Source organism: Nonomuraea sp. NPDC051191 (assembly GCF_044455665.1).
Classification (GTDB): domain Bacteria; phylum Actinomycetota; class Actinomycetes; order Streptosporangiales; family Streptosporangiaceae; genus Nonomuraea.
This window is the reverse complement of the sequence record NZ_JBITEZ010000008.1, coordinates 56,715-74,956: the sequence shown is the minus strand read 5'-3', so window position 1 is coordinate 74,956 and position 18,242 is coordinate 56,715. Positions and strand designations below refer to the sequence as shown.

The following is an 18,242-nucleotide window of genomic DNA, read 5'->3' as shown; positions in this document are numbered from 1 at the left end:
GTGGGGATCGGCCGTACAGCATGATGGCCAACACGTCGGCGGGCTGGGTCACCCCCACGGGCGTGGGGATCGGGGCGGCTGCCAGGTGGCCGGATCTTGGTCCGCCGGGTCACCCCCACGGGCGTGGGGATCGGCCCGCCCGGCTGGTCAAGCAGGTCGTGGACGACGGGTCACCCCCACGGGCGTGGGGATCGGCAGAACCACAAGACGCCGGGCAAGACGTTCGACGGGTCACCCCCACGGGCGTGGGGATCGGGCTTCCTGAGCAGCGAGAATAGCGACGACCTGCGGCGATGCAAGCGTCGGTTATTGTCGGAGTTTTTGTCGTCCGTCATGCCGAGCCAGGAGGCGCACTACACAGAGCTCCAGAATGTTCTTCCGAAAGAAGTTGCATCGAAGTGTTGCCTTGCTCACCCTCTGATCACATATGCTCCCATCCACAAGCAGGTCTCAAGATACGGACAAAACCGAAAGACGGTGACTGTCGTTCATGAATCGGATGAACCGAGACTCGGTTGATTTGCTGCTTTGGGGCAAGTCACACGGCTTGGCTCGTCCGTACCCGCTGATTTGCCACCTGCTCGATACGGCAGCGATGGCCACCACGCTCTGGCAGCACTACCTCTCACCAGCACTCCGAGGCAGGATTGCCGACCTCCTAGGCATGCCGGAGAGCCAAGCCGGCCACCTGATCTCTTTTTGGTCAGGCTTGCACGACATCGGAAAATGCATGCCCTGCTTTCAGGCAATGGATTCCGGCGCATATGAAAGCCTGCACGATTACCCCGATCTGCATGGCGAAAAACGCCGCCATGAACATGCTGCGCATGTGTGGCTAGGCCATGCCTTATCCACCATGGGCTACAGCACCGCATCCACAACAAGCCCCGCCTTTGTCGTAGCGCAATTGCTGGGCGGCCACCATGGCCGTTTTCTCCGTAGGGATCACAGAGAATGTCGCTACCCTCCGACCTCTCTCATGCGAGAGCTGGGGGACGGCAAGTGGGAGGAACAGCGCTACATCCTGCTCTCTGCAGTCGCTGACGCCCTGACTCCGCCTCCCGCTCCGACCACAGTGTGCGTAGAGGTAGCCACGCTGGCCTGCGGAATCACGATCCTGGCCGACTGGCTCGTGAGCCAGGACGATCACCTTGCCCAGCGGTTGGCCAGCCTCCCGACGGGCGACAATGATCTGAGCCCGCACTATCAGGAGTCTCTTCGGCTGGCACCGGCCCTGCTGAAAGAAGCGGGCCTGGTCCCAGTACGGCTGCGCCCGACGAGCTTCGCCGACGAGTTTCCGTATATCCCAGCACCCAATGATCTGCAGCGTTCGGTCGCGGAGTACCTGCCCGGATTGCTCGGGAACGGTCCCGGACTGCTGTTGGTGACGGCTCCCATGGGTGTGGGCAAGACCGAGGTCGCCTTCCATGCAGCTCGACTGCTCGGGCAAGCCTGCGGAGCCCAGGGCTTCCTGTTCGGGCTGCCCACGATGGCGACAACCGATCAGATGTACAGCAGGGCCGCGGCCTATGGCCGACACCAGGCCGAGAACGATGCCGCACTGACTCTGCTGCACAGCATGTCCTGGCTGAACGACGCCTACACCGGCATGGGTCAGGACACCACGGTGATCAGCCATGACGCCGATGTGACGGCTCCCGAATGGCTCCATGGCAGAAAGCGTGGCCTGCTGGCATCGATGGCGGTCGGCACGATCGACCAGGCGTTGATGGCCGCGCTGCCCGTCAAGCATCTGCCGTTGCGACTCCTGGGGCTCGCCGGCAAGGTTCTGATCGTCGACGAGGTACATGCATATGACGCCTACATGCAGGGCTTGCTGGCCAGAGCACTGACCTGGCTGGGAAGGCTCGGGGTGCCAGTGGTGCTGATGTCGGCCACCCTGCCCACCCGCATCGCCGGCCGCCTGGTGGCGGCCTATCTGCGTGGCGCCGGGCATCTGGAGACGTCCTTGCCGACGATCCAGTATCCGGGCTGGTCTTACGCCGACGCCGCCACCGGCAAGCTCGCCTCCTTCGAGGTGCACAGCAAGCCTCGCGATCTGCATGTCCGGATGAGGCACGTTCCGGTGGCAGGGGCCGGGGTGGATCGTTCCCATGCGCTGCGTACCGCGCTGGGGCCTGTCCTGAGCGAGGGGGGCTGCGTCGGCATCGTGTGCAACACGGTGGCGGAAGCGCAGCAGACCTATGTGTCACTTCGCGATTGGTTCGCCGAGCTTCCGCAGGCACCGGAGCTGGCCTTGCTGCATGCCCGTTTCCCGGCTCGGCGCCGCGAGGAGCTCACTGGGCAGATCATTCAGAAGTTCGGCAAATGCACGCGATGCCCAGATCTCGCCGAGTGCGATCACCGCCCCAAGGCGGCGGTTCTGGTCGCGACCCAGGTGATCGAGCAGTCCTTGGATCTCGATTTCGACCTCATGGTCAGCGATCTGACCACTGTCGCCTTGCTCCTGCAGCGGGCCGGACGGTGCCAGCGCCACCCCGGCAGAAGGCGTCCGTCCTGGGCGGATGTGCCACGTCTCGATGTACTGCGTCCCACCGACGCTTCTGGTGCCTTGCACCTGCCTCGCGCATGGCCCTTCGTCTACTCCCCATCGCTGCTGCGCCGTACCGATGAGCAGTTGCAGGACGGCGTGATCGCCATCCCTTCGGATGTGCAGGGCTTGATGGTAACCGTCTACGACGACACGTTCGCCGACGAACGGATGAGCGACGAGGACCTGGAGTGGGTGGGCAAGGAGATCGCCGAGGCCAGCATGGCGGACTTGGTGGCGATCCCGGCACCTGACGAGGTGTCGGGGTTGCACCAGCTCACGTCGTCAGAGGTGAGCGAAGACATGATCGCCACTCGCCTCGGTGCGGAGTCGGCCCGTGTGCTGGGCGCCTACCAAGGGCCTGGCGGACAACTGTTCCTGGACGCCGGGCTGTCCGTTCCCCTGCCGGATGCCGCCAAGCTGCCCCGCCGCGTCATCAAAGCGGTGCTGGCCGAGACCATCCCGCTGCGGAGCACGCTACTGGCAGGCCGGGACGACTCCCATCAGCCTCCGGCGAGCTGGGCGGAAAACGCCTGGCTGCGCGACCTGATCATCATTCCCCTCCAGGTCGGGCCGGACGGTCGAGCCGTCGGTCGCGTCGGCGGCCGGGAGTTTCATCTCGACGCAGATCTCGGTCTTCACATCAGCAACCAGTCGTGAGCAAGGGATGCCATGAGTGACAGCTTCGACCTGCTGAGCCAAGAATGGGCTCCAGTTCCAGGCGGACGACTGGTAGGGCTGCGCGACCTGTTCCTGCACGCTCACGCCCTGGAAGACGTCATCGTGCCTCTCGCTCCGGCAGGAGCCGGCCTGTGGCGAGTACTGGCAGTGATCGCCGCCCGGCTCACCGCCCTTGATCAACCTGCTGATTTCGCCACCTGGGAGAGCCGGCGGGCGCGCGTCCTGGCAGACAGTCGCTTCCAGGAAGACGCAGTGCGGGCCTACTTCCAGCGTCACCAAGACCGCTTCGGCCTGTTCCACCCCACCCGCCCGTTCCTCCAGGATCCTCGGCTGGCCGAGGAGTGCGGCAAGACCTCGGGCGTCAACAAGCTGATCCTGTCCCGGCCGGCGGGCAACAACCAGGTGTGGTTCGACCACCACACGGACATGGACGCTCGTCCGATCCCGGCTCAGGAGGCGGTCTGGTACCTGCTCGCGCAGCTGTACTACGGACCGTCCGGGAGATGTACGAGTCGCAAGGTCGCGGGCCGCAGTGAAGCCAACAGCACGGCAGGGCCCTTGCGAGGGACGATCTCGTTCCATCCCCTGGGCCGAAGCGTGTTCGAATCCCTGATCGTGAGCATCCCCTATCCAGGCAGCCAGCCCGTTGCCGAAGACCTGGCTCCCTGGGAACGCGAGGGCCTGCCCGATCCACTGGGGTTGCCGCCGACACCGACCGGGGTCGCCGGGGTGCTGACCGGTCGGTTCCGTCACGCGATTCTGCTGGCCCAGCACGACGGCCTGGTCTCCGACGCCTGGATCACCTGGGCGTGGCGGCAGCCCACTGCTCCGGTCAACGATCCATATCTGATCTATCAGGTGAGCAAGACAGGCGACCGCTATGCCCGTGGAGCAAGCAGCGGGCGAGCATTGTGGCGCGACGTGGACGCCCTGCTTCTGCACGATGTCGGCGACGAGCATGCCCGGCGGCCGGACGTGCTGGACAAGGCGGCCGGCCTGCCGTTCGAACTGCTGGACGCGCTACGTGTGCGGGCCTTCGGCTTCGACCAGGACGGTCAGACGCGTGACCGGCAGTGGTTCACCGCGACCACGCCGGCGGTACTGTCCCTGCTCCAAGACATGGAGAGCGCCGCCGGAGTGAGCCACGTCAGGCTCGCCGCCGAGCGCGTGGCACGACACCTCCGCTCGGCCTTGCGCACCGCGTGGGTATCGATCAACGACCCGTCCAACGGCAAGGGCCCGCCGGTACGCAGTGACATTCCCGCGGGCCCCTGGCGAGACCAGGGCGATGCCCGCTACTGGCCCCGCGCCGAACGCGTCTTCTGGAAGAAGCTGTTCGGCCAGCAGTTCGAAGAGCCGTCCGCCGACTTCGTCAAGCTCGCCCTGAGCATCTACGACGAGGTCACCGACAAGGCCGGAAGCGCACCACGTGCCAGGCGCGCCATCGAGCAAGCCCGCGGCTACATCTTCGGTGCTCAGAAGCCGTCCCAGGCAAGGAGAACGCATGCCTGACCACGAGGCCCTGCGACAGCAGGCAAGCGTGTTGGTGGGAGCAGCGGTCAGGACGCTCACCCACCCCGACAAGCGCCACCGCGTCGCCCTGCGCAGATCCCTCGGCCGCTCCCCGTCCGACCCGGCCTCGCGGGCTGCGCACCTCGTCGTCGCGCCCGCCCTACCGCAGCACTGTGACGAGGCCACCGAACGCGCCTTCTACTCCGTGGCCGCGATGATCGCCGCCCAGGCACGCGAGGCACGGGACGAGACCACCGGCCGTACCGCTGAGGATCTCCAGGAGCCGGCGCAGACCGTCACGGACGCAGATCCCGCGGAGTCAGCCAAGCCGCAGGAGAGCCTTGGAGCCACGTTGGGACGTGCGGTGGCGCAGGGCAAACTCCGCGAAGACACCATCGAGGCGCGGCTGCACCTCATGTGTCGGCAGAACGTGGCCGGCATCCATCGACACCTGCCCCGCCTGATCGCGACGTTGCGCGCCGAACTGCTGCCCGTGAACTGGGTACGCCTCACCGTCGATCTGTCCCGCTGGGGGCGCGAGCGGGACCTGGTGACCAAGAAATGGCTGCAGGAGTACTACCGCACGTTGAACGCGGTCCGCGCCGCGCGCGCCAAGAACACCCATCCCGACAAGCACGAGGGCGAGGACCAGTGACGATCCCGCGATTCATCGACATCCACCTGCTGCAGACCCTGCCCTACAGCAACATCAACCGCGACGACCTGGGATCCCCCAAGAGCGTGGTGTATGGCGGAGTCAGCCGCACCCGCGTCAGCAGTCAGAGCTGGAAGCGGGCGGTGCGTCTGGCGGTCGAAAAGTCGCTGGGGGATCCGGCCGCCCGCACCCGCCGCATCCCCGAACAGGTCGCCCAGCGCCTTACCGACAAGCACGAGTGGCCGTCCGAGCTTGCCAAAGCCGCCGGTCAGCAGGTGGTCCTGTCTGCGGGCAAGGGCCTGAAGGTGGAGAGCGACGGCGTCACGTCAGTACTGCTGTACCTTCCCATGTCCGCTTTGGACGAGCTGGCCGACCTTGCCGCCGAGCACCGTGACCAGATCGAGGCCCAGCTCGGGCAGAAAAAGCCCGCGCCCGTACTACCCGCCGGCCGCATCGCCGAACTGCTCTCCCGTCGTAACGGAGTGATCAACTTGTTCGGCAGGATGCTCGCCGAGCTGCCAGGCGCGGAGGTGGACGGCTCGGTGCAGGTCGCACACGCCTTCACCACTCACGAGACCAGCACCGAGGTCGACTTCTTCACCGCCGTCGACGACCTCAACACCAATGAGATGCGTGGCAGCGGCCACATGAACTCCGCAGAGTTCTCCTCCGGCGTCTTCTACCGTTACGCCAGCCTCGACCTGACCGGCCTGCGTGAGAACCTCGACGACCAGTCGGCGGCAGCCGAGCTCACCGCCGCCTTCTTGACCGCATTCATCGCCGCACTGCCCACCGGCAAGCAGCACTCCACCGCCGCCAACACGATTCCCGACCTGGCCTACATCTCGGTTCGTGCCGACCGGCCGATCTCGCTGGCCCCCGCGTTCGAGACCCCGATCCGGCTCACCGACGAAGGCGGATACGCCGCCCGGTCCCGTGACGCGCTGGCCTCGTACGCCCAACGACTGCACACCCTGTGGGGCGAAGACGGCATCCTCCGGCACGCTCACGCGACGATCGACCCCAAGACGCTGCCTGGCCTCGGCGAGAAGGACTCCTCCTACGCGAACCTGATCGCCAACTCGGTGACCGCCGCCTACGGCGTGGAGCCCGGCGCGTGAGCGGCCTGGTGCTGCGCCTGGCCGGGCCGTTGCAGTCCTGGGGCGAGCACAGTGCCTTCGCCGAGCGTGACACCCAGCGCTTCCCCACCCGCTCGGCGCTCATCGGCCTGTTCGCCGGCGCCTACGGCCTGCGCCGAGGCGAGGACCTGTCGCGCTTCGCCCCCCTCGCCTTCACCATCCGCATTGACCGGCCTGGCATTCCCACCGTCGACTTCCACACCGTCGGCGGCGGCCGGGCCCGTCAGCACACCGTGCCCACCGCCGAAGGTGGCCGGCGCAGCGTGGAGACCGCCACCATCGTCACCCGCCGCCACTACCTGGCCGACGCTGTCTTCGTCGTCGGCGTCTCCGGACCGCCCTCCCTGATCGCTGACCTGGCAGAACGGCTGCGCCGTCCCCGCTGGCAGCCGTATCTCGGGCGTCGCTCCTGCCCGCCTGACCCGCCCCTTCTGCTTCGTCTGACGGAAGATCCCGTCGCGGAACTCACCGAACGTGTCCCCGTGCCCCGTCACTTCGCAGACGACGGCCTGCTGGACTTCGTGCAAGACGGCAATCATCACGACGCCGCCTCAGTTGCCGAACTGCTCGACGACCCGGTCAGCTTCGCCAGCCTGGAACGCCGCTACCGGCCGCGGACCGTCAGCATCACCCCCATCGCCGTTCCCAAGCACCTCTGGGTGGGACGGGGACGGTCCTATCAAGAAGCCCTGTTCACCTACGCAGGAGCAGCACCGTGAGCGCATGGCTGACTCGCATCATCCTCAACGCCGGCAGCCGCGCCGCTCGCCGCGACCTCGGCGATGCCGACGCGCTGCACAAACGCGTCATGTCCCTGGTCCCCAACGACCTGGGCGAGCGGGCCCGAGCAACGGCCGGAGTGCTCTACCGCTACGACGAGACCGACCAGGCCGGGCCCCACCTGCTCATCCAGACTCAGCTGCCCATCGACAGCTCCTTGCTGCCGGACCAGTACGGCTCGCTGGCCGTCCGCGACCTGACCCCGCTGCTGAACCTGTTGCGGGCAGACATGGCCGTGCACTATCGGATCGTCGGTAACCCCACCAAGCGCCTCGGCCGCACCTCCGAGCGCTCGGGCAAGCTGGTCGCCCTGCGCGGCGACGAGGCCGACCAGTGGTGGCACAACCGCGCCCATGCCAGCGGCCTCATTCTGCGCACCCTGATCTCCACCTCGCTGCCCGACATTCGCGGCAAGGGTCCCGGCAGGGTGCAGCACGCCGCCACTCGCTTCGAGGGCATCGCTGTGATCAAAGACGCCGACTTGGCACGGCAGGCCGTTCTCTCCGGAGTCGGCCGCGGGAAGGCCCACGGCTGCGGCTTGCTCAGTCTTGCTCCGGCTGATCTGCGGTGAGCAACTTCCCCGACGCCAAGAGACGACTCGGCCAGCCGACCTTGGCCATGCTGCCTCGCATCGCCGACTCGCTGTCGTTCCTCTATCTGGAGAGCGTTCGCATCGTCCAAGACGACACCGGCGTCTGCGCCCAGGTCGAGTCTCCTCGGGGCATCGAACGCGTGTACCTGCCCACAGCCTCCCTGGCCTGTGCTCTGCTCGGCCCGGGTACCTCCATCACCCAACCCGCGCTGACCACGTTCGCGCGCCACGGCACCACTCTGGTCTGCGTCGGCGCTGGGGGCGTTCGCTCCTACGCTGGCATCCTGCCTGCTCAACTCACCACCGACTGGCTGGAACGACAAGCCCGCGCTTGGGCCGACGAGGACCAACGCCTTCAGGTGGCCATCCGCATGTACGAGCACCGCTTCGGTACAGCTCCCACCGGAGCCGGCTTGGCGCAGCTACGCGGGCTCGAAGGCCAGCGTGTCAAGGCCCTCTACCGCCTGCTGGCCACCAAGCACGGCATCACCCGCTTCCGGCGCAACTACGACCCCGCCGCGTGGGACACCCAGGATCCCGTGAACCTCGCCCTCTCGGCGGCGAACACAGCCCTCTACGGCGTCGTTCACGCCGCCACTCTTGCCCTCGGCTGCTCACCCGCCCTCGGCTTCATACACTCCGGTACTCAGATGGCCTTCGTGTACGACATCGCCGACCTGTACAAGGCCACCGTCACCATCCCCCTCGCGTTCTCTCTGGCGGCGTCGCACAACCCCGAGCGAGAGGCTCGCACTCGGCTACGGGAAGAGTTCCGCCTGCTCAAGCTCATGCCTGCGATCATCACCGACATCCAGAAGATGATCGCTCCCGGCCAGGCGCAGCAACCTGCCTCACCACGTACGGCCGACATCGTGCACCTGTGGGATCCCGAGCTCGGCTCCCTGCCTGCCGGAGTCAACTACGGCGACGAGCTGCCCAGCGCCGACACCGACATCCCTTGGTAGTCGGTTACCTCGAACCCTGCCATACCTCGATCAGGTGAACCGATGGCGTCAATGATCGTCATATCGACGACTGCTGTGCCCGACCACGTCCGCGGTGCCCTATCCCGCTGGCTCATCGAACCTGCCCCAGGACTGTACGTGGGCACCGTCTCCGCTCGCGTCCGTGATGAACTCTGGTCCGCCGTCACCGACTGCATCGCCGACGGCGCTGCCGTCTGCGTCCATCCCGCGGACAACGAACAGGGCTTCGTCATCCGCACTGCCGGCGAACGCCGCCGCCACGTCGCCGACTTCGACGGCCTGCAACTCATCCGCTTCCTGCCTCCGCCAACCACATAGCCAACGCAGTGGCATCTCTCCGAGCGCGACAATCACCGACATCCACGTTTCCCCAGGTCGCCCATATACTCCCAGCTCAGCAGTCCGGTCCCCACGCCCGTGGGGGTGATCCGGTGGGGCGTCTCCTGCACCTCAAGAGCGGATACCGGTCCCCACGCCCGTGGGGGTGATCCGGTAAGCATCAACGCATGGACACTCCGATTAGACCGGTCCCCACGCCCGTGGGGGTGATCCGAACACCTGGCGAGAGGGCCGCTACAGCCCCTGCCGGTCCCCACGCCCGTGGGGGTGATCCGCTGTTCCTTCCGCCGTCGGAGGGCCGCATCGTCCGGTCCCCACGCCCGTGGGGGTGATCCGCTGCTGAGCGGTGATCACCGGGATTGACCGGACCGGTCCCCACGCCCGTGGGGGTGATCCGTTGTGGGCGGTGATCTTCTTGTCGGCCAGCCCCCGGTCCCCACGCCCGTGGGGGTGATCCGCCGAGACCAGAGCGATCTAGTGGACGCACGCCCCGGTCCCCACGCCCGTGGGGGTGATCCGGTGCCGCCACCGCCCGGTGCCCGGGACTGGATCCGGTCCCCACGCCCGTGGGGGTGATCCGCGCATGCTCCCGCTGACCCGGCCCTCCCTGGCCCGGTCCCCACGCCCGTGGAGGTGATCCGGGGCTCACCTACGACATCTGGGTGAAAATCACCCGGTCCCCACGCCCGTGGGGGTGATCCGGCAGACAAGAGCTTGTGCGCGCAGGAGCATGCCCGGTCCCCACGCCCGTGGGGGTGATCCGACGCCTTTCACGCTGGCTGATGTCGATCCGGTCCGGTCCCCACGCCCGTGGGGGTGATCCGGCGTTCACCATGATGGTGGCGGTGTCGGACTCCCGGTCCCACGCCCGTGGGGGTGATCCAAAGCCCGGGCACGGACTGCAACCGGTCCCCACGCCCGTGGGGGTGATCCTCGACCTCGGCAGGTCGGCCAGGTCCCGGCCGCCCGGTCCCCACGCCCGTGGGGGTGATCCGTCGTAGTCTCCGGCGAGCATCTTCTTCACGGCCCGGTCCCCACGCCCGTGGGGGTGATCCGCGGGTGTTCGTCACCATGCGACTGCCCGAGTCCCGGTCCCCACGCCCGTGGGGGTGATCCGGAGCGCGTCGTGCTGTTCGTGATCGCGGAGCGCCGGTCCCCACGCCCGTGGGGGTAATCCGGCGCTCGTATGCCTCGGTGCCCAGCCCGGCCCCCGGTCCCCACGCCCGTGGGGGTGATCCGTTGCTGCCCCGGCTAAACGGGCTGAGGAACGCCCCGGTCCCCACGCCCGTGGGGGTGATCCGGCGGCACGTGGCAAGTACGGGTACACGCAGGGCCGGTCCCCACGCCCGTGGGGGTGATCCGGACTGTGCGGTGATGTCGCCGTTGCGGATCGCCCGGTCCTCACGCCCGTGGGGGTGATCCGCTCCCCACACTGCGTAAGGGCGACCACGGCTGTCAACGACGGCCGAATTCTGACCCCCTGACGACGCTCGGGTTCTAAGGCGGATTCGAGCGATCATCGCAACGGTGACGGAACAGTCATAGTGCCAGACCTTCATGGAAGATGTCGGCCGGAGTCCGCCAGCCGAGCGTCTTCCGGGGACGGTTGTTCAGGCGTTCCTCGATGGCACGGAGGTCTGCTTCGGTGTGAACGGACAGGTCGGTGCGCTTGGGGAAATACTGGCGGAGCAGCCCGTTGGTGTTCTCGTTGGTGCCGCGCTGCCATGGGCTGCCTGCATGGGCGAAGTAGACGCCTTCACTCAGGAAGGGGGCGATCTGGTCGTGACAAGCCATCTCCGCACCCTGATCCCAGGTCAGCGTCAACCGCACGGCCAGGGGTAGGCCATCGAGGACAGCGAGCAGGCCATCGCGAACGGCCTGCGCGTCGTGACGAGCCGGCAGCGGGACCAAGCGCAGGTAGCGGCTTTTGCGGTCGACGAGAGTGGCGATCGCGGACTGGTTGAGCCGACCGGTGATCAGGTCTCCCTCCCAGTCCCCGACTCGATGGCGGAGCTCGACGACGGCGGGCCGGTGGTCGATGAGCAGTGCGGGCGCGATGAACCGCGGCTGACGCTGGTCGGGTCGGCGGCGGCGCTTGCGCAGCGGTCGACCGGTGCGCAACCGACGGGTGAGGCTGCGGCTCAGGCCACCCTTGCCGCCGTGGTAGAGCGCCTGATAGATCGTCTCGTGGCAGACGTGCCAGCTCGGCCGGCCCGGCCACCTGCTGCGCAAGTACGCGGCGATCTGCTCGGGGCTCCAGTCCAGCTCCAGCTTGGCCTGCACCTCTGCGCGGAGCTGTGCGTCTTCCAGCAGTCGTCCCTGACGCGGCCGCCGGGCCCGTTGCCGCGCTCGCGCATGGGCGAGATCACCGTCGTAGACGCCCCGATCGTGCGGGAGTGTATTGCGTCGCAGCTCGCGACTGATGGTCGACGGGGAGCGTCCCATGCGGTCGGCAATCGCGCGCACTCCCAGGCCCTGCGCCCGCAAGGCCGCGATCCGCTGCCGCTCCAGCAGCGATAAGAAACGGCTCGACCGGGCGCTCTCAGCCAGCCGCGCCGGCGGTAGCCCGCCGTTCTCCGCCCGCCACCGGTAGCCGGTCTTGCGTCCGATCCCCAGGGCGTGACAAGCCTCCACCGTTCCCACGCCGGACAGCACCAGCCGCCAGTACTCCGACTCCACGTCCAGCCTGCGCTTGGGGCCTCGCCTCGCCATCAACACGCCTTCCATGATCAGGTGTGTTGCGACAAGCATTAGAACCCGAGCGTCGCCTGGGGGTCAGTATTCACGCGTCGTCGACACACGGCTGCCGGTCCCCACGCCCGTGGAGGTGATCCGACGTCAGACATAGCTGACCTCCGTGCGGCTGGCCGGTCCCCACACCCGTGGAGGTGATCCAGTGGGCGGCCATGTCGTCGCTCAACTCGATCTCCCGGTCCCCACGCCCGTGGGGGTGATCCGGTTCGTTCGGGCATGGGAACTGAACAGATCTCCCGGTCCCCACGCCCGTGGGGGTGATCCGGTCGCCGAGCCGGCCTCGCCTCGTAAGCGAACCCGGTCCCCACGCCCGTGGGGGTGATCCGCGATCAGCGCGCACGTAGCAGATACTGACTCCCCGGTCCCCACGCCCGTGGGGGTGATCCGACGATACGGCAGCTCGCGAAGGTGGGCCTTCGCCGGTCCCCACGCCCGTGGGGGTGATCCGACGTTCATGAGGATCACCCGGTCGCCATCGGTCCGGTCCCCACGCCCGTGGGGGTGATCCAGAGACGGACATGACGCAGCACGGAGACGTCCACCGGTCCCCCACGCCCGTGGGGGTGATCCGCCAACGAGCCCGGCGAGGCTCCCGTGGTGAACCCGGTCCCCACGCCCGTGGGGGGTGATCCGTCTTCTGGATGGCTAGGCGGTATGTTGCTAGCCCGGTCCCCACGCCCGTGGGGGTGATCCGCCTCCGGTGCGGCTACACCGGAGGCGATGACCCCGGTCCCCACGCCCGTGGGGGTGATCCTTCGGCAACTGGGCATGAAGAAGGCCCGACCGGCCGGTCCCCACGCCCGTGGGGGTGATCCGGTGTGGCCCGAGGTCGACGTGGTATGCGCCTCCCGGTCCCCACGCCCGTGGGGGTGATCCGGACGCACTGGTCGGCGTCATCGCTGGGGTTTGCCGGTCCCCACGCCCGTGGGGGTGATCCGGTTGTCGGCGTCACCGGCACGGTGGTGTCGCCCCGGTCCCCACGCCCGTGGGGGTGATTCGGTGTTGATGGTGTCGATGACGAAGGTCCCAGCCCGGTCCCCACGCCCATGAGTGTGATTGGCAGAGGCGGGTAACCCGCAGAGGGTGCACGACGTCGACTGCACCCTCATACAGTTCCCAAACTTGGAGATGCTCTCAGGTCATGTCTCGCATCCGCAAAACCAGCACATTCATGAGGACCGCAAGTCAGCCGCACATCAGATCGCAACTCCAACGGAGATCTCGATCCGCATAATTCCTCGGAATTTCGCAGAACGACCAGGCAGGCATCACCTTGTCGTGGAACGGTTCACGAGAATGGGCGCTAAGCCTGACCCAGCCGGATTTCGGCCAATGGACGCCAGTCCCACACCGTCTCCGGGCCGTCCTGATTGACGATGTGGATGCTCCGGACGGTGACGTTGCGCTCGGGAAGCTGTTTACCGAGCGCTTCGATGATGGGAGCCGCTGGGCCATCAGCGCTGCTGTAGGCAACAGTGACGTGCGGTACCCATGCTGCATGAGCAAGAGCGCCATCGCGGCCGGTGGCCGCCCGTGTGGCGGACTTGGCTGCTTCCAACAGGGGCCTAAGACGGTCCGCCGGCCGCGCCTCTAGGACCACCGCCTCTGGGTGGTAGAGCACACGCCCCAGCGAGACAGTGATGGGCGCGATCCGGGAGAGTTGAGTCGTGGCCTCCTCAGCCATCACGTTCACCTGATGATCGGTGATCTCGTGTGAGTAGCCGGCGACCAACGTGGTGAGGTGGATGAACTTCTGCGGCACCAGGTCGAGGCCGGGCAGGCCGGCCAGGCGGTCGTGAGCCTCTTGGACGATGGCCTGCGCTTCGGGGTCCTCTCCCAGGAGGACATGCCAGTAGAGCTGGCCCTGGCCTGGCGGCAGCATGAGCGCTCGTCGCTTCTCCCAGCGGTTCACCATCCGCGTTGGCAACGGGCTCACGCATCCTCCTCGACAGGGGCGGGCAGAGCCCGAGCGGAGTTGAACGTCTTGATCTGCTCGCGCAGCGTGGTCACCATATCCGAGCCGCGGAACCGAGGAGCGGCCAATCGAGCATCCATCCTCACCAGGTAGTTGGTAATCGTGGACAGTCGGTGTTCGGGCGGCAGGGACAGGGCCGGCGTCACCTGTTCGGCGGCGGCGTCCAGGTCCTCCATCATCACGTACGCGATTCCGGCGCCGAAGCGGACCTGTGCCCAGGTGCCGGCCACCCAGGGAGCGCCGTTGGCCCATGCGTCGTCGGCCGCCGCTGCCGCCTGCAGTGCCGCGGCATGGTCGCTGGCCTGGAGCGCCACCGACAGGGCGTACAGTGCCCGCCTGGGTGGTGGGCACGACCAGGGCGTCACGCCGGAGTCGCCGCCCACGGAACCGGCCGCCTCGTCCGCTCGGTGAAGGGCTTCTCGGGCTCGGTCGAAGTCGCCGAGCAGGCTTGCGGCGTTCGCTTCCTGGCTGGCGAGGAGTACCCGCAGGGGCGTGGGTGGGCTGCATTCGTAGCCGCGCCTGGCCGCGTCGGCAGAGACGGCGTACCGGCATCGCCACCGCTCGGTCTTAGCCTGGGCGCTCAATGCCGCCGCCTCGCTCGCGCCGGCCTCTTGGGCGGACAGGAGGGCGGCTCTACCGTGGACGATGGCTGATTCGTCGTCGTACAGGTCGCCCAGCAGGATGCAGGCGTGGGCGAGGAGTTCGGCGTCGATCCGGAACAGCTCACGCGTCTGGTGGAGCCGCTGCTTGCCACCCCGCAGGAGCCCCAGCACTCGCCGGTGCAGGCGCAGTACATCGGCGAGTAGCGGCGCGGGTGCAGTCTGGGTGTGGCGCTGCGTCAGGTGGTAACGGGTCTCGTCAATCATCGCGATGGTGCTGTTGCCGACGTTGGTCTGCTCGATCCAGGCTGTGTGCTCGATCAGGTCACCGCTCGTCGGCAGCGTCCCCACCAGTTCGCCGTCATGGTCGAAGAGGACGGCCTCGTCGATGCCGAACACGCGGCAGTACAGCAATGGGTATGGGTCCTTCGGGCGGCTGTTGCCTGCCTCGTGATCTTTGATTCTGCGGACCACCGACTCGAACTCGGGCAAGGCGATCTCCTCGCCCGCCGCCAGGAACAGGTGTCTGGCCAGTTGCTTCTGTGACCAGCCGCGCTGACGTCGCTCATCACGAATGCGTTCGGCCCACCGGGGAGTTCTGGGCTGTTCCAGCATGCCGTCGCACCTCACCACCGAGTTGGGGGACACGGTCGCCGCCCCCAGTGTCCCCCAATCGCATCTGTCTACGCGTCCTTACTCAGCGTTGTGATGGATTCGTGTACTGGGACACGAATCACCTAGACGCCGACACCAAAGCCGGGCTGGACGAGCTGCTGAGGGCCACTGCTCAGAGCGTTCGCCAAGCCTCCGCACTGGCGGCGCTCATACAGGACTTGCGGGACCGCCAACTCTCCGTACTGTGCGGCACATATCCGGCCTGGGACATCACCCTGGAGGTCGACTCCGCGGAACGGCTGTGGTGGACCGCCGTGCCGAACCGGTCTCTGACTGTCGAGTTGGTGGCGGAGGGGGTCATGCGCATCGTCCGGTGCGAGGACGCGATCGCGCTCGCGGCGGCCTTGGCCTGGCAGTCGACTCTGATCGGCAACGTCGAGAACGCTGCAGGACCTCCGCACAGCCATCCGGCTCACCAACTGCAGGGGCGGCCGGCATGACGTCGACGCTTGAGCAGGCATGTGAGCTTGATCTGCGCGGTGCGTTCAGGCGCTTTTACGTCTGGTGCGACGCCACGGGTCTATGGCATGCGAGGCCGCTGCCCAAGCTGACGGCCGGCGAAGTCGCTTACGGCGTCCTGCGGGAGCTGGTCGCCGACTCGCCCCTGCAACTCGCCTACAGGTGCACCTGGCAGCGGAGCCGTCGCAAGGTCTACCGGTACGTGAGGCGGTACGGCGCAGGGAAACCGGAGCATGACCCAGCTTCCTGACGAGCCCGTCCCTGAGTGGGAGCCGTATCTGCGTCCTCCGAGGGACCGCATCCGGATCACGGAGACCTCGTGTTGCGGTGCTCTGGAGTGGGCCTGCCAGGGCGGGCAGTTCCTGATCCTCCGGCGCACCTCTACAGGCCAGTACGAGGAGACGGCCAGAGGGCTGTACCGGCATGCGCGGTCCGTCTGGGAGGCGCTGCTCATCCTTCACGAGGACGAGCACAAGCGGAAGGCTCGGGCTCGGATGGCTGCTCGCCCCAAGCAGCGTGGCCGGGCACTTCCGGGGAAGGCCACGTGAACCGCCACCAGAGCAACCCCCTTGGAAAAGAGAGCTGATCCAATCTGCGGTGTTCCGCGGCAAAGTGCGAGCCGCCATGGCCGCGAGGGCCAGCGAGGGGTCATGGGCTTGGAAGCTGGGATAGAGGGTTCTGCGGATTGCGCGGCAAGCCCGACAAGATCGACGCCTGCCCACCAGCGTGAACAAGCCGGTTCTGTACGGCGTCCCCTCGCTGCGCGTAGGGAAAGACCAAGGGGTGACATGGTCCGTGAAGCTTCGCCAGTGGACATGTCCCCCGCCCTACCCTAGAGACACTGTGCCTCGGCGAGGGAGCGCGATGAGCAAGGCGAAGGACGCCCGTATCTACGTCCGGATTGCAGAGGACATCCGCAATCGCATCCTCCAAGGTGATCTGCCGGCCGGTGCCATGCTGCCCTCCGAATCCACCCTCGCCAGCACGTACGGCGTGGCGAGAGGGACCGTACGTCAGGCGGTCGCCGAGCTGGAACGCTCGGGGCTGGTGGCCAGCGAGGCCGGCCGCGGCCGGCGCGTGAAGAGCGAGGACCCCACAGCCCCGCGGGCAGCGACGACGCAGTACGAGTCGATCGCCGAGACGCTCCGAGGGCGCATCGAGAACGGCGAGCTGGTGCCTGGCCAGCAATTGCCCGGAGAGGCCGCAACAGCGGAGGAGTTCGGGGTGTCGAAGGGCACGGCCCGCCAGGCGCTGCAACTCCTGGCCGGCGAACGGCTCATCACAGCCGTCCACGGCAAGGGCTGGTTCGTCGGCGGCCCCGAGCACGCGCAAACCCGAGCCGACGCGGTCGCCGCCGAGTTCCGGCAGGACATCTCCACAGGCAGGCTCGCTGTGGGGTCCGTCCTGCCCGGAGAGAACGCACTCGCCCAGGAACGCGGCGTCGGCCGCATCACCATCAGGCGCGCCTTCGCGCTGCTGGAAGCGGAAGGAGTCATCGAGAAAAGGCCCGGCATGGGCCGCGTCGTCAAATCACGAGCTGAAGGTGACACGTGACCGTATCCCAGACGCCCTCGATCCTCTTCACCACCACCGAAGCACTGGCGACCTTGCACGAGACCTGTGAGAGCACAGGACTGGCCAGCCAGGACGCCCGCCTGATCCGCCTCGGCGAGAACGCTCTGTTCGCACTCCCCGCCGAGCAAGTGGTCGTGAGGATCGCGCGCAGCGTCGAGGTGCTGGACGACGTACACAAGGAAGTAGCCGTCTCGGCCTGGCTGAACGACTCCGGGATACCGGCTGCGAGAACGACGGCGCACGACCAACCGCTCATCGTCAGAGGTCACCCGGTAACGCTCTGGCACCTCATCCCGGACAGCGGCTCACCCGCAACCCTCGACGACCTGGCCGGCGTCCTGCGCGAGCTCCATGGCCTGGCCGTCCCTGACGACCTGGGGCTGCCGGCGATGGACATCCTCAGCCGCGTCTCCGAACGCATCAACGCGGCGTCCGTCCTCACCGACGAGGATCGAAACTTCCTGCTGACACGGCGACACGAGCTGCAATGCGCGTACGACGAGCTGGCCTTCCCTCTCACGCCGTGCGCAGTCCATGGTGACGCGCACAACGAGAATCTCATCCGAACCGTCGACGGAAGGGTGCTGCTCATCGACTTCGAGCGCTTCGCGTTCGGCCCACCGGAGACGGATCTCGCTGTCACGGCCATCGAGCACACCGTCGGCTGGGGAACGGGCACCGAATATGACCGGTTCGCGGAGCGATACGGATTCGATGTTCTGGCCTGGGAAGGCTACCCGGTGCTCAGAGACATCAATGAGCTGAAAATGACGACGTGGCTCATGCAGAACGTCGACGAAGACGCGGCCATAGCCCGGGAGTTCCGCAATCGCATGAACTCGCTACGGAATCCCGACACACCTCGCCGCTGGCGTGCTTTCTAAGGTCGATGTCCTGAACCGGGAGATGACCGCCCTGCAGGAGCGCAGCACGGGTGCCACCTACTCGAAATCAAGGTCGGTGTCTGCGG

14 protein-coding genes and 3 CRISPR repeat arrays (1 of these 17 only partly in view) are annotated in these 18,242 nt (G+C 67.2%); of the genes, 11 read left to right on the top strand and 3 right to left on the bottom strand.

Features of this window, described 5'->3' with window-relative positions; genetic code table 11:
• Positions 1-256: direct repeats of the CRISPR family, unit length 29 nt; unit sequence CGGGTCACCCCCACGGGCGTGGGGATCGG (it extends 2,222 nt beyond the left edge of the window).
• Between the two features lie 234 nt (positions 257-490).
• From cas3 to cas2e, 8 genes are read left to right on the top strand one after another with little or no spacing between them, the layout of a single operon-like run.
• A complete protein-coding gene (gene cas3, locus ACIA8R_RS23790) occupies positions 491-3,211 on the top strand; it encodes a CRISPR-associated helicase Cas3' (protein ID WP_397040406.1) in 2,721 nt (906 codons plus the stop codon).
• 12 nt (positions 3,212-3,223) lie between these two features.
• A complete protein-coding gene (casA, locus tag ACIA8R_RS23785; RefSeq protein ID WP_397040404.1) occupies positions 3,224-4,744 on the top strand; it encodes a type I-E CRISPR-associated protein Cse1/CasA in 1,521 nt (506 codons plus the stop codon).
• Positions 4,737-5,399: a type I-E CRISPR-associated protein Cse2/CasB gene (gene casB / locus ACIA8R_RS23780; RefSeq protein WP_397040402.1), complete on the top strand. Its 663-nt coding sequence runs from the start codon at positions 4,737-4,739 to the stop codon at positions 5,397-5,399. Before casA ends, casB begins: the two co-directional genes overlap by 8 nt.
• On the top strand, positions 5,396-6,520 hold the full coding sequence (gene cas7e / locus ACIA8R_RS23775; RefSeq protein ID WP_397040400.1) for a type I-E CRISPR-associated protein Cas7/Cse4/CasC: 1,125 nt from the start codon (positions 5,396-5,398) through the stop codon (positions 6,518-6,520). Before casB ends, cas7e begins: the two co-directional genes overlap by 4 nt.
• Positions 6,517-7,257 carry a type I-E CRISPR-associated protein Cas5/CasD gene (cas5e, locus tag ACIA8R_RS23770; protein WP_397040398.1) on the top strand — a complete coding sequence of 247 codons (741 nt, stop codon included), beginning with the start codon at positions 6,517-6,519 and terminating at the stop codon, positions 7,255-7,257. Before cas7e ends, cas5e begins: the two co-directional genes overlap by 4 nt.
• On the top strand, positions 7,254-7,889 hold the full coding sequence (gene cas6e / locus ACIA8R_RS23765; RefSeq protein WP_397040396.1) for a type I-E CRISPR-associated protein Cas6/Cse3/CasE: 636 nt from the start codon (positions 7,254-7,256) through the stop codon (positions 7,887-7,889). Before cas5e ends, cas6e begins: the two co-directional genes overlap by 4 nt.
• Positions 7,886-8,875, top strand: coding sequence for a type I-E CRISPR-associated endonuclease Cas1e (gene cas1e, locus ACIA8R_RS23760; protein WP_397040394.1), 990 nt, complete (start codon positions 7,886-7,888; stop codon positions 8,873-8,875). Before cas6e ends, cas1e begins: the two co-directional genes overlap by 4 nt.
• A gap of 42 nt (positions 8,876-8,917) precedes the next feature.
• Positions 8,918-9,214: a type I-E CRISPR-associated endoribonuclease Cas2e gene (gene cas2e / locus ACIA8R_RS23755; protein WP_397040392.1), complete on the top strand. Its 297-nt coding sequence runs from the start codon at positions 8,918-8,920 to the stop codon at positions 9,212-9,214.
• An 84-nt stretch (positions 9,215-9,298) separates the two neighbouring features.
• A CRISPR array of direct repeats spans positions 9,299-10,658; the repeat unit is 29 nt; unit sequence CCGGTCCCCACGCCCGTGGGGGTGATCCG.
• Between the two features lie 116 nt (positions 10,659-10,774).
• Here cas2e and ACIA8R_RS23750 read toward each other — a convergent pair.
• The 3 genes from ACIA8R_RS23750 to ACIA8R_RS23740 form a co-directional block, all read right to left on the bottom strand.
• Entirely contained in the window at positions 10,775-11,962 is a 1,188-nt protein-coding gene (locus ACIA8R_RS23750; protein WP_397040390.1) for an IS30 family transposase, read from the bottom strand.
• A gap of 79 nt (positions 11,963-12,041) precedes the next feature.
• Positions 12,042-13,046: a CRISPR direct-repeat array (repeat unit 26 nt; unit sequence CCGGTCCCCACGCCCGTGGGGGTGAT).
• Positions 13,047-13,292: 246 nt separating this feature from the next.
• A complete protein-coding gene (locus ACIA8R_RS23745; protein WP_397040389.1) occupies positions 13,293-13,925 on the bottom strand; it encodes a 2'-5' RNA ligase family protein in 633 nt (210 codons plus the stop codon).
• Complete coding sequence (locus ACIA8R_RS23740; RefSeq protein ID WP_397040387.1) at positions 13,922-15,178, bottom strand: multiprotein-bridging factor 1 family protein; 1,257 nt, start codon at positions 15,176-15,178, stop codon at positions 13,922-13,924. Before ACIA8R_RS23740 ends, ACIA8R_RS23745 begins: the two co-directional genes overlap by 4 nt.
• Before the next feature lie 101 nt (positions 15,179-15,279).
• Here ACIA8R_RS23740 and ACIA8R_RS23735 point away from each other — a divergent pair, with 101 nt between their 5' ends.
• From ACIA8R_RS23735 to ACIA8R_RS23725, 3 genes are all read left to right on the top strand, one after another.
• Positions 15,280-15,678, top strand: coding sequence for a hypothetical protein (locus ACIA8R_RS23735; protein ID WP_397040385.1), 399 nt, complete (start codon positions 15,280-15,282; stop codon positions 15,676-15,678).
• A gap of 883 nt (positions 15,679-16,561) precedes the next feature.
• On the top strand, positions 16,562-17,251 hold the full coding sequence (locus ACIA8R_RS23730; RefSeq protein ID WP_397040383.1) for a GntR family transcriptional regulator: 690 nt from the start codon (positions 16,562-16,564) through the stop codon (positions 17,249-17,251).
• On the top strand, positions 17,248-18,156 hold the full coding sequence (locus tag ACIA8R_RS23725; RefSeq protein ID WP_397040381.1) for a phosphotransferase: 909 nt from the start codon (positions 17,248-17,250) through the stop codon (positions 18,154-18,156). The genes ACIA8R_RS23730 and ACIA8R_RS23725 overlap by 4 nt, the downstream gene beginning before the upstream one ends.
• Positions 18,157-18,242: the final 86 nt, after the last annotated feature.